General features: G+C 59.6%; 9 protein-coding genes. 2 read left to right on the top strand and 7 right to left on the bottom strand.

Features of this window, described 5'->3' with window-relative positions:
• The first annotated feature begins 116 nt into the window (after positions 1-116).
• Both H8S11_RS11645 and H8S11_RS11640 read left to right on the top strand, forming a co-directional pair.
• Positions 117-470, top strand: coding sequence for a DUF3796 domain-containing protein (locus H8S11_RS11645; protein ID WP_147571987.1), 354 nt, complete (start codon positions 117-119; stop codon positions 468-470).
• Positions 467-679, top strand: coding sequence for a helix-turn-helix transcriptional regulator (locus tag H8S11_RS11640; protein WP_147571988.1), 213 nt, complete (start codon positions 467-469; stop codon positions 677-679). Before H8S11_RS11645 ends, H8S11_RS11640 begins: the two co-directional genes overlap by 4 nt.
• 217 nt (positions 680-896) lie before the next feature.
• Here H8S11_RS11640 and H8S11_RS11635 read toward each other — a convergent pair whose 3' ends face one another.
• From H8S11_RS11635 to H8S11_RS11605, 7 genes are all read right to left on the bottom strand, one after another.
• Complete coding sequence (locus H8S11_RS11635) at positions 897-1,838, bottom strand: transketolase family protein (RefSeq protein WP_147571989.1); 942 nt, start codon at positions 1,836-1,838, stop codon at positions 897-899.
• Between the two features lies 1 nt (position 1,839).
• On the bottom strand, positions 1,840-2,685 hold the full coding sequence (locus H8S11_RS11630; RefSeq protein WP_147571990.1) for a transketolase: 846 nt from the start codon (positions 2,683-2,685) through the stop codon (positions 1,840-1,842).
• A gap of 501 nt (positions 2,686-3,186) precedes the next feature.
• Positions 3,187-4,029 (bottom strand): bifunctional methylenetetrahydrofolate dehydrogenase/methenyltetrahydrofolate cyclohydrolase FolD, encoded by an 843-nt coding sequence (gene folD, locus H8S11_RS11625; protein WP_186853244.1) that lies wholly within the window; start codon positions 4,027-4,029, stop codon positions 3,187-3,189.
• Between the two features lie 3 nt (positions 4,030-4,032).
• Positions 4,033-5,070 (bottom strand): prolipoprotein diacylglyceryl transferase, encoded by a 1,038-nt coding sequence (gene lgt / locus H8S11_RS11620; RefSeq protein ID WP_186853243.1) that lies wholly within the window; start codon positions 5,068-5,070, stop codon positions 4,033-4,035.
• Entirely contained in the window at positions 5,067-6,350 is a 1,284-nt protein-coding gene (gene yfmH / locus H8S11_RS11615) for an EF-P 5-aminopentanol modification-associated protein YfmH (RefSeq protein ID WP_186853242.1), read from the bottom strand. Before yfmH ends, lgt begins: the two co-directional genes overlap by 4 nt.
• A 3-nt stretch (positions 6,351-6,353) precedes the next feature.
• Positions 6,354-7,637 carry an EF-P 5-aminopentanol modification-associated protein YfmF gene (gene yfmF, locus H8S11_RS11610; protein WP_186853241.1) on the bottom strand — a complete coding sequence of 428 codons (1,284 nt, stop codon included), beginning with the start codon at positions 7,635-7,637 and terminating at the stop codon, positions 6,354-6,356.
• A gap of 187 nt (positions 7,638-7,824) precedes the next feature.
• On the bottom strand, positions 7,825-14,997 hold the full coding sequence (locus tag H8S11_RS11605) for a GH36-type glycosyl hydrolase domain-containing protein (RefSeq protein ID WP_186853240.1): 7,173 nt from the start codon (positions 14,995-14,997) through the stop codon (positions 7,825-7,827).
• Positions 14,998-15,185: the final 188 nt, after the last annotated feature.

Here is a 15,185-nt window from a genome sequence, read left to right as displayed (position 1 = left end):
TACCAGTGGGAAACTGAATTTTTCTCCTTGACATTTTTATTTTTATATGATATATTTCGCACATATGATAAAAATATATCACATAACAATACATCACTGATGTACAGGAGGAGTATATGAAACATCCATTCAACTATCTCTCATTGGCCGCCCTTCCCGCGCTAGCCAGCCTGCTCTATTTCCCCACCGGAGAGCGCGACTATCTCTGTTTTCTCGGTTTTTTGGTTTTTCTTCGATACCTGTGGGTCAACCCTGACGAGTTGTTCTTACTCTCTGTCCGTAAAGCGGCCACTGGCGCCTTCCTGCTTCAGTTCGCGCTGATCTGGCCCTGCCTGTTTCTATTCCATTTCCTGGCTCCCCAGGCAAATCCCATGCCCCAGGCCCTCGGGATCAGTTGGGCCGCCGGTGTCATCTTCTTCTGTCTGTACCACAGCTGGTTGGAGTGGAGAGAGGCGGGAGGATTGGAATGAGCCTGAAAACACGCATCCGGGAATTGCGGGCCCGTGACAGACTTAGTCAGGAAGATCTGGCCCGGAAGGTGGGGGTACGCCGGGAGACCATAGGCAATCTGGAAAACGGCAGGTATAACCCCTCCCTAAAGTTGGCCATGGACATCGCCAAGGTATTTGATACTACCGTGGAAGATATTTTTTTCTTCTTTGACGAATCAGCATCCTAGGACTGATGCTGAAAAAAATTCTCTCTCCTTTTTCTATGAAACAGTGAGGGTATCAGGATGCTTCCTTTCCGGCATAGTCCCATAGCAGTGTAAAGGAAAAGAAGTTCTCTAACAAAAATACCTCTGTCCCATACTGAAATCTGGACAGAGGTATTTTTCGTATAAAGTTCTTTGTAAAGATTCTAAATACTTCTTTCGCCGCACGGACAGCCGTGCGTCAGTTACAAAATTCCTTCGCCACCTCGACAATATGCTCCGCGGACAGGCCAGCCTCCTTCAGCAGAGCAGCGGCGGGGCCAGAGTGTCCAAATTCGTCATTTACACCTATGCGCTTTACTGGAGTAGGATGCTTTTCACTGAGCAGCGCGCATACGGCCTCACCCAATCCGCCAATCACACTGTGTTCTTCACAGGTGATTATTTTGCCGCAGTCCCTGGCTGCGGCCAGGACGATTTCTTCATCCAGTGGTTTGATAGTGCAGAGATTGATCACACGGGCACTGATCCCTGATTCTTTCAAGATTCTTCCCGCCTCAGCCGCTTCATTGACCATCAAACCGGTCGAGAGGATCGCTACATCAGTTCCGTCCTGAATCATCTCGCCCTTGCCAATCTGGAATGTAAACGTATCCTCATCATGGAATACAGGCACAGCCAGTCTGCCAAAACGCAGGTAAACCGGCCCTTGATGCTCATAAGCAGCCTTAACAGCGGCCCTTGCCTCCACATCGTCAGAAGGGCAGAGGACAACCATTCCTGGGATGGAGCGCATCAGCGCGAAATCCTCACAGCACTGATGTGACGCCCCGTCCTCTCCTACCGAAATTCCCCCGTGGGTAGCGCCGATCTTCACATTTAAATGGGGATAGCCGATTGAGTTCCGGATCTGCTCAAAAGCCCTTCCAGCGGCGAACATGGCAAAGGTGGAGGCAAAGGGCACCAGTCCCATAGCCGCAGCCCCTGCCGCGGCCGCCATCATATTTCCCTCCGCGATCCCACAATCGAAATGACGGTCAGGATATTCTTTTTGAAAGACATTTGTTTTGGTCGCCCCTGCCAAATCGGCGTCAAACACAATCAGGTCCTTATGTTGAGCAGCTAATTCTTTCAAAGCACGTCCATAACTGTCGCGGGTCGCGATTTTTTTGATATCCGCCATTTTACATCGCCTCCACTTCTGCCAGATGGGCTGACAATTCCCTCATGGCAATCTCATATTCCTCATCATTCGGGGCTTTTCCGTGCCAGCCGACCTGATTCTCCATATAACTGACACCTTTCCCTTTGACCGTTTTCATCACAATGGCAAAAGGTCTGCCTTTGGTCACTCTGGCCATATAAAAAGCCGCTTCAATCTGCTCAAAGTCGTGTCCATCTATTTCCATGGTCTCTATGCCAAAGGCGCGCAGTTTATCAACAATCGGATAGGGGTTCATCACATCCGCGACATTTCCGTCAATCTGCAATCCGTTGTTATCGATAATGACACAGAGGTTGTCCAGCTTATAGTGATGAGCGAACATCATAGCCTCCCAGACTTCCCCTTCTTGGATCTCGCCGTCGCCCAGCAGAGCGTATACCCGGCAGCTCTTGCCCTGATATTTCGCTGCCAGAGCCATCCCCGCAGCTGCGGATATTCCCTGCCCCAGAGAGCCAGTAGACATATCTACACCTGGAGTTTCATTCATATTTGGATGGCCTTGAAGATAGCTGCCAATGTGCCGGAGCGTCAAAAGATCCTCCACTGGGAAAAAGCCTCTGTTCGCCAAAGCCGCGTACAGCCCCGGCGCCGTATGTCCTTTTGAGAGCACAAATCGGTCCCGATCCTCCCAGCCTGGCCTATTTGGGTCTACCCTCAACTCTTTAAAATAGAGAAATGTGAACAGGTCCGCGGCGGACAAGCTGCCGCCGGGGTGACCCGCCTTCGCGCTGTGTGTCCCCTCAATCACGCCCATGCGCACTTTACAGGCCATCATCTCTAACTGCTTTTTTTCCTGGGCTGTCATAGTTACTCCTTCTTTCTCCTGTCAGTGTTGTTTCCATGTTTCTTTTTAGTTGCTCAATGAATCGCCAATCGAATCGGATATTTCATCCAATCCAACTGCCGTATGAAGCGAAATTCCGGTTCTCACCGCGCATTAAAAATCTCATCGATGATCTGCTATCTTGTGTATTTGTTCCCAATTTTCTTTCATGGATGCTCATAAGTATGTCCTACGCCCACGGGCTCCCCAAAAGCACCAGGAAGTATGTTTTATTATATTTGTTTTAAGGCAAAAATGCAAGACTGTCTTAGCCTCTAGCTGACTATTCCTTTTTCAAATGGTCATTCTGTTGGCACCAAAAGATATGTCTTCTTCAATCCCTTGACGCAGTGAGAAATGCCTGAAACACCCGCTTTATCATTCAGAGAAGCTCAACAGAAGAAATCAGGCGAAAGGATTGGGCGCAAATTTGTATAGATTTGCGCCCAATCCTCTCTTTACTATATTGATTGACCTATCTATTTATTTTCCATGCTGTCTGGCCGCATACAGGGTATTTTCCATCAGCATAGCCCTGGTCATCGGGCCTACCCCGCCCGGAACAGGTGTAATGTAAGACGCCTTGTCAACTATTGAGCCATAGTCCACATCGCCGCACAGCTTCCCCTGTTCATTGCGGTTCATGGCCACGTCGATGACAACGGCCCCCTCCTTCACCATATCCGCGGAAATCAGGCCGACCCGTCCGGCGGCAGCTACCAAAATATCTGCCTGGAGGCACATCTCTTTTAGATTCCTGGTCCGGGTGTGACAGATGGTGACAGTGGCATTCTTTTGGACCATCAGCATGGCCTGGGGCTTCCCTACGATATTGGACCGGCCCACAATGACACAGTGCTTCCCTGCCGGGTCGATCCCATACTCCTGCAGAAGTTCCATAACACCAGCTGGGGTGCAGGGCTTGAAGCCCTCCTCCCCGATCATCATCTGTCCCACATTGAAGGGGTGGAAGCAGTCCACGTCCTTATCCGGCCGGACAGCCAGCAGCACCTCCTTCTCATTCAGGTGGCTGGGCAGAGGCAGCTGCACCAGTATCCCGTCAATATCCTCTCTGTCATTCAGGGCGGCCACCAGCTCCAACAGCTCTTTCTGGGTGGTCTCCCCCGGCAGGGCGTACTCCTCACTGTAAATTCCGCACTCTCCGCAGTCTTTTTTCTTTCCGTTCACATAGACCCGGGAGGCGGGGTCGTCCCCAACCAACACCACAGCCAGCCCAGGCTTTATGTCAAGCTGTTCCACCTGACGGCGGACCCGCTCCTTTACCTTGGCGGCCAGAGCCTTTCCGTCCATTACGATCGCTGCCATCGGTTAATCCTCTCCTCTGCCTTCCTCATTTTTCTCTTTCTGGGTGGTATCTTCGCTGTCCTCGTCTCCATCTTCGGTGGTGTCTGGGCCCTGACATTCCTGTTCCGCTGCTCCGGCCACCCGTTGAGCCGCCAGACGGTTTACATACAGCTTTTCCGGGCTGTGGCCCCTTTTCAGCAGCAGGAACAGCAGGACCGCTCCCGCCACCACAGCCGAGATAGCCGCCAGCGCCTGGGAGGTACGGATCGGCACCCCAAACAGCTCCAGGCCGAAGAAATAGAGGCTGTCGGTACGCAGGCCCTCGATCCAGGCCCGGCCAAGCCCGTACCAGAACACATAGAACAGGAAGCACTGTCCGTCGAACTTCCGCTTTCTGCCTACCAGATAGACCAAAATCAGCCCCACAAAGTTCCAGGCAGATTCATAAAAAAAGGTAGGATGTACCCCCAGCGTTCCGCTGAGGATGGCCTCGTAGCCGGCCTGGTCCACATAGCCCCACCGCAGCATATCCTCGGCAATGGATGGACCGCACATCCGCCAGGGCAGGGTGGTGACGCCGCCAAATGCCTCCACGTTCATGAAGTTGCCCCAGCGGCCTACCAGCTGGCCGATAAACAAGCCGTGCACCCCCAAATCGGCAAAGGCCAGGAAGCTGATCTTCCGCACATGGCAGAAGATTAGCAGTACGATAACCGAGGAAATGATGGCCCCATAGATGGCCAGCCCGCCATCGCCATAATTGAGTATCTTTCCCCAGTTCAGAGAGCCGTCCGCATTTTGGAAGATACTCAGGTTGAATATCACATAGTAGGCCCGAATGGCTACCAGGGCAGCCGGGACAGCGAAGATCATCATATCCAGGATCTGGTCCTCGTTGATCCCGAATCGCTTTCCCCACCGGGAGCACAGGATGACTGCCAGGATCAGGCCGGACACAATGATGATGCCGTACCAGTAGATCGGCCGGCCCAGTACCGTAAGCGCCACTCTGTTCAGGGTAAATTCCAGTCCCAGACCTGGAAAGGTCACCGTATTAATCAAGCCTGCCCCCCCTCTCTGGGACGGACCACAGACAGGGCCGCGCGCTCCTCCGTGACCCAGCGGCCGATCAGGTCCTCCGCCTCCTCCTTGGTGATGGAGCTGAACAAGTCCGCAAATTGGAGGAAGTTCACCCCGGCGAAGAAGGATCGAGCCTGACCCACACACAGGTTTTCGAAGGAATTGAGGCCCCGGACCTTGTTGCCGTAGACGCCCTTCTTCAACCGCTCCCAAAGCTTGCCGTCAATGCCCTCCCGGCCGATGCGACCGGCCTCCTCAGCCACCGCCATTCGGACCGCCTCCGGGTCCTTGGACTCCCCCCCGGCGCACAGGAAGGAACAGCCAGGATAAGACTCATACCCGTAGGAGAAATTCTGATTGATGAGCCCCTCCCGGTACAGCTTGGAATACAGCGGAGTGGAGTTGCCCAATAGGCCCTCCAGGGCCAGCTCGGCCACCAGCTCCTGACGCAGACCACTCTCGCCCCTCTGGGGGGCGTCGCCCTTGTAGCCCAGCTGGAAGATGGGGGTGGACACCTCCATCCGCTCCTCCACCAGGGACTTGGCCACACGGTCGGCCTCCTTCTCCCCATAGTCCTTGGCGGCGATTGAGCCCGCCTGCCTGGGCAGGATCTCCCGGGCCACCTGGCAGATATGCTCCGCCTCCACAGGGCCCGCCACGCACAGCACCATGTTGGCCGGATCGTAGAAGGCCTTGTGGCAGGCGTACAGGGTGTCGGCGGTGATGTGGGAGATGGACTCCACACTGCCCGCCACGCTCACCCGGATGGGGTGATGCTGGTACAGGGCGGCCATCAGGTTCATAAAGACCTTCCAGTCCGGGTCGTCCTCGATCATGCCGATCTCCTGGCCGATGATACCTTGTTCCTTGTCTACGCTCTCCTGAGTAAACCAGGGGACAGAAACAAAGGAGAGGAGGATGCGCAGGTTCTCCTCAAATTTCTCCGTGGACTCGAAGTAGTAGCCCGTGATGGCAGAGCTGGTAAAGGCGTTGGGGGAGGCCCCGTTGGCCGCCAGGTCCTGGAGGGCGTTGCCCTCCTTGGTATCGAACATCTTATGCTCAAGGAAGTGGGCCACACCGGCCGGGCTCTGATGCCACTGGCCGTCCAGACAGAATTTCATGTCCATGCCGCCGTAGTTGGTGGCAAAGAAGGCATACCCCTTCTGAAATTCCGGCTTTGGGAATACGAACACATTGAGTCCGTTGGCCAGCTTTTCGTGGTACATCCGCTCCCCTACCCGGGAAAATTCCAGCTTTTCCATGGCTCAACCCTCCTTGCCCTTCAGGAAATATACAGTGTCCAGCTCCAGCTTCCGGGCCACGGCAGACACCTGCTCCCGTGTGACCTCCTCAAACTGGGCGGTCAGCTCCGGGATGGTGGTATCCAGGCCGGCGGCGGCCTGGCCCAGCCAGAACTCCTCCTGCCGGCCCTGGTCGTCCAACGTGGCCAAGTGGCCGCCGATCAGGGTGCGCCTGGCTCCCTCCAGCTCCCAGTCCTCAATCTCGCCCCGGCGGATGGCCTCCAGTTGGGACAGGATCTCGTCCTTGGCCGTCTGGTATTTGTCAAACTCGATACCAGAGGACACCAGGACCAGCCCCTTCATCTTCTCCAGCATAGAGCTGGCGTAATAGCACAGGGACAGCTTCTCCCGGACGTTCATAAAGAGCTTGGACAGAGTAGTCCCGCCAAAGATGGCATTGAACATGGTCAGGGCGGGGTAGTCCTCCTCCCAGCAGGTAACGCCTCCGGTGCGGAAGCCCAGGGCCAGCTTGCCCTGGCTTACGTCCATGGCCTCCTCCACCACCTGGGGCTGGGGTCCGGCCGTGACGCGTACCTCGCAATCCGGGTCCAGGCGCTCTCCGCTTATCGGAAGGGCAGCCAGAGCGGTACGCAGGGCCCCCTCCGCCCGCTCGGGCTGGGCGGAGCCGCAGTAGTAGACCTCAATGGCCGCCCCCTTCAGCAGCTCCTGATAGCGCCGCCAAAGGGAGTCAGGGGTGATGGCCGCTACGCTCTCCTCATCCCCCAGCTTGTCCACCCCAAAGGCCTCCTCTCCGCACATAAGCTGAGTAAGGCGGTAAGTGGCATAGGTCCGCTTGTCATTGATCTGGCTCCGGATCCGGTCGGTCAGGTTGTTCTTCTCCTGGTCCGTATACTCGGAGCAGAAGCAGCCGTCCTGGGTGTAGGGAGAGAGCAGCATCTCCCCCAGAAGGGCGGCTGCAGACTCCAAAATCTTTTCTCCCTCCAGGGCGTAGGCGTCGTCCAGAAAGCTGGCCACAAAGCCCACACACTGGGTCTCTCCTTTTTTGCGGACCAGCGGCTCAATGGCGCCTCCGTACAGCTCGTCCAGAGCCGCGGACAGGGTCTCCATGTCCGGGTGGGCGGCCGTGCCACGGCGGAGGACATAGGGAATCAGGGCGTTAGCCGCCGCCGTGTCCCGGTCCAGGGGAGCCAGCAGAGTGATAGAAAGATAGGAGCTTTTGAATTTGTCGGTGTGGACCGTACGCAGCCACACACCGGGAAAGAGCTCCCGGCGAGTCGTTTCAGACATAAAACAGTTCCTTTCTCCGGATAGTAAAAAGGGACGAACCCTTTTTTCTCAGCTTGGATATCATACCACGATTTGGCAGGGAAAGTAAAGAGCTGTGAACAGGTTCGGAGCTCTCTCCATGGCTAATCGAGCCTGTTTTTCCCACGCTCCCTCCAGAGGGCCCCGCCCTGGAACCGCTGTTCCAAGCTCAGGGGATGACCACCCTCAGGTGATGCTCTCCCTCCAGTTCCTTCAGCGCCACCTCGTCCACAGGCTGTCCGTCCAGCAGGGCCGCATCAGCCTCTCCCCGCTCAACCCGGATCAGCAGCGTACCACGCTCCAGCCGCCACTCCGCCTGATAGCCCGGCCAGTCGGATGGCAGTCTGGGCTGTACCCGCAGACGTCCCTCCTTGACCTTTAGTCCAAGCAGCTCCTGGACCGCCACCTGCCAGTACCAGCCCGCCGCCCCGGTATACCAGCTCCAGCCTCCCTGTCCTTCTCGGCCGGTCGCGTAGGATACGTCGGCAGCCAAAACATAGGGCTCCGCCCGGTATCCCTCCGTCGCGTGGCAGGCAGGCAGCAGCGCCCGCAGCACCTCCCAGCCTTCCCCTGCCCTTCCCAGACGGAAGCAGGCCATGGCCAGCCAGACCGCGCCGTGGGTATACTGCCCGCCATTTTCCCGCACACCGGCCGGGTAGCCTTTGATATAGCCGGGGTCCTTTCGTCCTTTTCCGTCGAAAGGAGGATCAAAGAGACGGACCACCTGTCGCTCCCGGTCAAAGAGCCGGGTCAGCGCGGCGGACACCGCCCGGTCCGCCCTCTCCCGGTCCGCTCTCTGGGGCAGTACGGAGAAGGACTGGGCGATGGAGTCGATCTGACACTGATCGCTCTCCCGGCTGCCCAGGGGAGTCCCATCGTCATAGTAGCCCCGGCGGTACCAGTTCCCGTCCCAGGCCGCCTGGGCCGCCGCCAGGTACTTCTCTCCCTGGGCCAGCAGCTCCTGGGCCAGCTCCTCCTCCCCGCTTCGCTGGCAGAGGGGGGCAAAATCCTGAAGCACCATAGTCAGGAACCAGGTAAGCCACACCGACTCACCCCTTCCGGCGGCCCCAACCCGGTTCATGCCGTCGTTCCAATCCCCGCCGCCCATCCGTGCCAGTCCATGGGACCCGGTTCCCCGGTCCAGGACGCACTGGATAGCAGATAGGGCGTGGTGGTAAAGGGTATCTGTCTTGGAGCTGACTTGAGGGATCTCATACCGCTCCATCTCTTTGGGCTCCAGGGGCCTGGATGTCAGATAGGGGACCTGCTCCTTCAGTACCTCCCAATCCCCGGTGACAGAGCAGTAGCGGCACAGCACCCAGGGCAGCCACAGCAAGTCGTCCGAGATGCGGGTCCGTACACCGGCCCCTGCCGGCGGGTGCCACCAGTGCTGGACATCCCCCTCCTCAAACTGACGGGAGGCGGCCAACAGCAGCTGTTCTCTGGCGCGCTGAGGCCAGGTATACAGGAGCGCAGCCACATCCTGAAGCTGGTCCCGGAAGCCGAAGGCGCCGCCGTTCTGGTACTGGGAGGTCCGCGCCATCAGTCGGCAGGCAGTCACCTGGTACAGGCACCAGCCGTTGAGGTAGTGGTCCAGCGCCCGGTCCGGGGTGGACAAGGTAAGGGAGGACACCCGCTCCCTCCACCATGTCAGGGTCTCGCCCCTCAAATCCAAATACCGCTTAGTGGAAAACCGGGATTCCAGCCCTCTGTGTCCCGGCTCTGTGACCAGAGTCAAAGGCAGTCCCTGGGCAAGAGGGCGGGCCATGGGCTCCCCCTCTCCCATGCGGTAGGAGAGTGTCCCGCTTGTTCCTGCCAGGGTGAAGGTCAGGATCCGCTTTGTCCCGATGAGAGGTACAAACGCCTCTGTTACCAGCCGTCCTGTCCCCATCTGCTTTTCCCACCGTGCAAAGCCCGGTCCGTAGGTGACCGTACAGGGACAGCCGTCGCCATCAGCAAAGACAGACCACTCCTTCTCCTCTAAGCTTACCATAATTTTTTCCGGTCCACCGATTGCCAGAGGGTCATTGCTCCATGGAGTCAGTTTTCCTTCCCTGGAATTTCCCCCTGTCCAGAGCAGCCCGTTTCCTGTCTCATCGGTGAGCCATCCGAATTGAGAATTACATAACACCTGGCTCCAGCCCACTGGAGGGAGCGCCTTCCCTGTCCGGATGAGGACGGTCTCCTCCTCCCCCGCCCTCCATTCCGGCTGGGCCAGGGAGAGGCGGACCGGGGTGGCGGGGGAGAGTTTTTCCTCTCTCTGCTCTCCCGGTCCCATAGGGAGGATCACCCTGGCCCAAGCCAGAGCGGCAGGGGCCGCTCCGCTGTCCGCCAGGTGGATTCCCCCCTTCGCCCCCAGAGCCGATTCGGCCCCCAGCGTCTTCAGTTCCTCGGTTAGAGCAGTACGCAGGGGGCGGCGATAGTCGCCCCCCTCTTCCACCAGCAGGACCAGGTCAAAGGGATATCCAGAACGGGTCAGGAGCTGGTGCCACCGGCACCAGAGGACAGCCTGTTCTCGCCCCTCCCCCTCGGTCACTGGACCCACCGCCAAGGGCAAGTCCCCCGAGATTCCATAGGGCCACAGGGCGCTCTTTGGCGGCCGTTCCCCCGGCTCCTCTGCCGCGGACAGCCGGGACAGCAGTTGGAACGCCTCTATCCCCTGCCGCTCTGTCAGGGATAGCTTTCTCGCCAAAGGAGCCAGAGAGGCTGCCTCCCCCGCCTGTCCTCTCAGGATGTTCCTTGCTCCCGTGGAGGCCGCAGCCGGGGTATCTCCAGCTCCCAGTGCCAGGGCGAACACCGCCCGCTCCCCTGGCTCCAGTAATACCGGGAAGCGGACCATCAGGCAGGGATCTGTGCCCACCCCCCGCTCCAGGGGACCGGCCCTCCGGCCACCCAGAGCCCTGAGCCCCCCCCTGCCAAGGGCAGAGGCCCGGTCCAGACAGGCTGTGATCCCCTCCCCCTCCCAGAGGACAGCCAGGGACAGGCTCTTTTCCTCCCCCCTGGGACGGCGCTGAAAGAGAACGCCGTGGTCATCCAGCTCTCCCTCCAGAAACAGGCGGGAGAAGGCGGGGTGGGATTGAAAATCGGCCAGTGGGCACAGTACCGGCTCCAGATAGGCGAGCAGCTCGCCCTCCAGCCGCCCCTCCCCGGTCCAGGATAGCTCTACTCTACGCAGCTCCCCGTTTTCTCGCCGGGGGACGGCCAGGGTGGTCCGGGTGGCCAATCCTTCCCAGGTAAAAGTCCAGGCGGCTCCGGCGCTGTGAAACTCCCAGCTATATTCTCCCTTCTGGTACAGAGGGGCCGGGGTCAGGCCGAAGATCCCCTCTCTCCCCTGGAAAAATAAGGATATTCCGGCCGGGGCATAGTATTGTCCGAGCTTGGCCAGGGTGATCTGGCAGTCCCCCATCCGGGAGGCGGTAAGGCCGTTGTCACAGGCCAGGACCGACCAGCTACCATTAGACACCAGATGGCACTCCGGCGCCAGACGCCCAAACTCCCGCCCTGCCCGCACCAAAGCGGGGCCCTGGACGGGCCTGAGTTTTTCCGGGATGTCCCGCTCCGTCTGGCGCATGATAGGCGCCCCCACAGGGACCCGCTCCTGGAGCAGCTCCCGATAGGCGGCCATGTCGCAGTCCTTCATAAACCGCCGCTGCATCACATTGTCGTTGAGGGCGTTGTCAATGGCAATCAGGCTCATCCCCAAGTGGTGAGACATATAGGAACGGACCACCTCATGGTCCTGTCCCTCCGTCATCCGGGCAGGGGTATAGTCCACCGCCTCATATAGACCATAGGGCCCCTCCAGTCCCATATCCCGGAGTCTCCGCAGGTTGCGCAGGGCGCTTCGGGGAGCCAGCAGGAGGGCCAGGAAGGAGGAGTAGGGTGAGACTACCAGCTCGGAGTCCAGCCCCCGCTTCAGCCCTAGGGCCTGGACCCCGTGGGCCTTGTACTGGTAATTCATGCCGGGGTCAAAGGCGTAGAAGGCGGATTCCGAGATGCCCCAGGGAGTATGGGTCTTGTTCCCCCGCCGCTTCTGGGCATAGACGCAGAAGGACAGGGATTCGTACATAAAGGAATTTGGCTCGCAGGGCAGCAGCAGGTTGGGCATGAAGTATTCGAACATGGTCCCCGTCCAGGAGGCCATACCGCTGTAATCGTTGTCCCCCAGCATCATCCTGCCCAGCCTTCGCCAGTGCCGGGGCGAGACCTCTCCACGGGCTACGGAGATGAAGCTGGTCTGACGGGCCTCGCTGGCCATCAGGTCATACCACCCCGGCGTCAACCGGTCCCGCTCCGCCTCGTATCCAATGGAGAACAGCCTCCTCTCCCGGTCATAGAGGGGAGCGCAGTCCATAGCGTCGGACAGGCGCTCCGCCCGGCGGGCCAGTACATCCTCCCCCCACTGGTACAGCCCCTCCCGCAAAGCGATGAGGCAGCCCCGGAGATTGCCGCTGTCCACTGTGGACACATACCGGGGCTGGAGGGGCCGGAGGGAGGCGGTGTCGTACCAGTTGTACAGATGTCCCCGCCACTTCTCAAGCTCCTCTATCGTATCCAGAATGTGGGAAATGAGGTCGATCCCCCGCTCCCGCGGGATCAGCTTCAGGTCCGCCGCCGCCATAACAGACAGCAGAGCCATTCCGATGTTGGTGGGGGAGGTCCGTCGGGCCAGTCCCTGGCTGGGCTGCTCCTGCCAGTTGTCCGGAGGGAGAAAGTGGTCCTCCTGCCGGAGGAAGGCGTCAAAATATCCCCAGATGAGGGCCCCCTGGTGGAGGAGAAAGCTCCGGTCCGTGGGGGGCAGCTCCTTGCCCTTTTTGCCGGGCTTGCTGATGGCCCAGGCCAGAGCTGGAGCCATCAGCCACACCAGGCCCACCAGCCGTCCGATGCGCAGTTGGGCCAGAAGAAGCACGGCACCCCCTATGACCACGGAAAACCAGCATTTTTTCCCGTAGAACCATAGGCCGTCTCTCCCCTTTTCCGCCTGAGCGGCAGTGACCCAGGCCAGCAGGCCCCTCTTGGTGACGCCCATCCGCCACAGGGCCGTTGCGGCGGCGGTGGCGGCGGTATATGCCTGATATGGCAGAAGGACCAGCTGGAGGGCGGTCTGCAGGATGACTCCCGCCAGCCCGGCGATGACCGTGGAATGGTAGCGGCGGTGTTTACCGTTCCGCCGCCTGGCAGCCAGCTCCGCTCCGGAGAGCAGCAGGTTGGAGGCGGCGGCCAACACCGCCACGCCCCCCGCCCAGGCGAAAGCCCGGCCCGAAAAGCAGATGCCAAGCACCAGGGCTGCCAGGGTGCCCACCGGAGACAGAGAGCGGCGAAGATTGTCAAAGATTTTCCACCGGGCCAGAAGGGACAGCGGATTGTCCTCGGTCCCACCCTGGCCATCAGGGACCTGGTTTTTCAGCCAGGGCAGCAGCTGCCAGTCCCCCCGGATCCATCGGTGGAGCCGGGCAAAATAGCCGTACACTTTATAGGGGCAGCCGTCGGTCAGCTCCACCTCCCCCAGCAGGCCCGCCCGGAGGTAGCTGCCCTCCAGCAGGTCGTGGGACAGGATGGCGTTCTCCGGAAAACGGCCATCGAGGCAGGTGAAGAAGGCCTCCACCTGGAAAATTCCCTTTCCGGTATAGGTGCCCTGGTCAAAGAGATCGTGGTACACGTCGCTGGCTGTGGAGCCATAGGGGTCCACGCCCCCCAGGCCACCATAGACACGGGAGAAAAAGGACCGGTTGGCCGCCTCCAGTTCCACGGCCACTCGCGGCTGGAAGAGGGCGTGTCCAGAAGTGACGACCCGCCGCTGTCCGTCCACTACCGGCTGATTCAGGGGATGGGCCATAGCCCCCACCATCTCACGGGCGGTGCCTACGTTCAGGCTGGTGTCGCCGTCCAGTGTAATGACATATGTCACCTCACGCAGCCAGTCCTCCTCCCCCACCTCTGTCCGCAGGCCGGTCGGCTTCCTTTTCAGCAGACGGACCAGTTCGGTGAGGGCCCCCCTTTTTCTCTCCCAGCCCATATACTTCTCGTCCTGGGCACTGAAGGCCGGCCGGCGGAAAAAGAGATAGAAACCGCCGCCGTATTTCTCATTGAGAGCTTGGATAGCTCTATGGGCGCTGGTCACCCAGGCAGCTCCCTCCTCTCCCATGGGGGCAGCGCCGTCAGGCAGGTCGGCCAGAATGCCGAAGCGCAGCTCTGGACCGCTGTCCCGGTTGGCCAGCCGGTATCGCTCCAGCAGGGCGGCCAGCTTGGGGCCGCTGTCCTCCCCGGTGAGCAGGGACACGACCACGCAAAGGGTGCGATTCTCCCTTGGGATACCTCCCTCCAACTCCATCCTGGGGACGGGCCGGGGAGGCACTATCCGAACCAGGCCAAAGTCCAGGACGTTCTTCACGATATCGGACAGAGGAAGCAGTAGGAGCAGGGACAGCCACAGGCTCCCAGCGGCCACCCACAGGCCCGCCGCCAAAGCCAGAGACAGCCCAACCACCGCCCCCCCATAGCCCAGCCCGGAGGGAAGGCGCTTCTCCCGACCCAGAGGCTGCCGGTACAGGTACCAGCCGATATGTCTGGCAGCCCCCGTCCCCCGTTTGGCCAGTTCCAGGGCCTTACGGGCGGTCTGGCTCTCCTCCAGGCGGAATTTTTTGGCCAGGCGGCACACCTGCTGGCGGTAGCGCCGCCTGGTGTCGTCGTCCATGTGGGGATAGTGGCCTGAGGGGTCCTGGGTCAAAATCTCTTCCACTCGGCTGATCTCCTCCAGCAGAGGGCCCCAATTCTCCCCCTCCAGCGCACGCAGGGCAGAAAAGAGATGCTCCAGCCGTCCAGGGTCAGTCCGCCCCTGCCGGAGCTCCTCCAACTGTCCGGCCTCCTGGGCCAGCTCCTGGATCAATTCTATCGCCAGGACCGGGACCAACAGGGATAGTTCCCGTTCTGTCAGCGGCTGAACAGTCTGAAAGGCTTTCAAATACCAGGTCAAACGCTCCCGTTCCAGGTGAGGGACCGCCCACACTCCTCCCCTGACACAGCGTTGGAGCAGGGCCCCTCCCTGTCCGTCCCCACGAAGCGGACCGGCCTTCTTCAGTGCCCGAAGGGCCTCCTCCCCCTCCCGCACCGCCAGGTAGTGGTTGTCCAGCAGCCACTCCACACTGGGCGGCAGGACCGCTTTCCCCTGGCTCCATTCACTCAGCTCCTCCTGAATCCGGTTCAGGATGGACAGATCCCTTTTCAACCGTCGGACCAGCCGTCGGACCGGCACCTTCCCCCGCGGCTTCAGCTCCCGGGCGGCGTTGACGGCGTATTTGGTCAGATGGGCGTCGTCCATGGGGACATTGGGGGTATGGGACATGGCGATGTACCTCCTGTCAGTGTAAGTCACCGCGGCGCGCGGCCGGACCACTTCCGGTTCTTCGCTCCGCTATTTCTTCAGTTTCCCCCTCCTTCTGGGTGAATATACCAAAGCAGAGCCCTCTGCCCGCAAGGAATTTGACTTGACAACAGGAGAAAAATATGGTATGATTCCGTTTGTAAAGTTAA

The sequence above is a fragment of the Flintibacter hominis genome (assembly GCF_014287965.1).
Lineage (GTDB): Bacteria > Bacillota > Clostridia > Oscillospirales > Oscillospiraceae > Lawsonibacter > Lawsonibacter aceti.
The sequence above is the reverse complement of the archived record's forward strand: the minus strand, read 5'-3'. Positions and strand labels throughout refer to the sequence as shown.

Excerpts from the sequence above, each read along its gene's own strand:
- H8S11_RS11630 (WP_147571990.1), bottom strand. The coding sequence starts at position 2,685 with ATGACAGCCCAGGAAAAAAAGCAGTTAGAGATGATGGCCTGTAAAGTG.
- H8S11_RS11605 (WP_186853240.1), bottom strand. The coding sequence starts at position 14,997 with ATGTCCCATACCCCCAATGTCCCCATGGACGACGCCCATCTGACCAAA.
- H8S11_RS11645 (WP_147571987.1), top strand. The coding sequence starts at position 117 with ATGAAACATCCATTCAACTATCTCTCATTGGCCGCCCTTCCCGCGCTA.
- H8S11_RS11640 (WP_147571988.1), top strand. The coding sequence starts at position 467 with ATGAGCCTGAAAACACGCATCCGGGAATTGCGGGCCCGTGACAGACTT.
- yfmH (WP_186853242.1), bottom strand. The coding sequence starts at position 6,350 with ATGGAAAAGCTGGAATTTTCCCGGGTAGGGGAGCGGATGTACCACGAA.
- H8S11_RS11635 (WP_147571989.1), bottom strand. The coding sequence starts at position 1,838 with ATGGCGGATATCAAAAAAATCGCGACCCGCGACAGTTATGGACGTGCT.
- yfmF (WP_186853241.1), bottom strand. The coding sequence starts at position 7,637 with ATGTCTGAAACGACTCGCCGGGAGCTCTTTCCCGGTGTGTGGCTGCGT.
- folD (WP_186853244.1), bottom strand. The coding sequence starts at position 4,029 with ATGGCAGCGATCGTAATGGACGGAAAGGCTCTGGCCGCCAAGGTAAAG.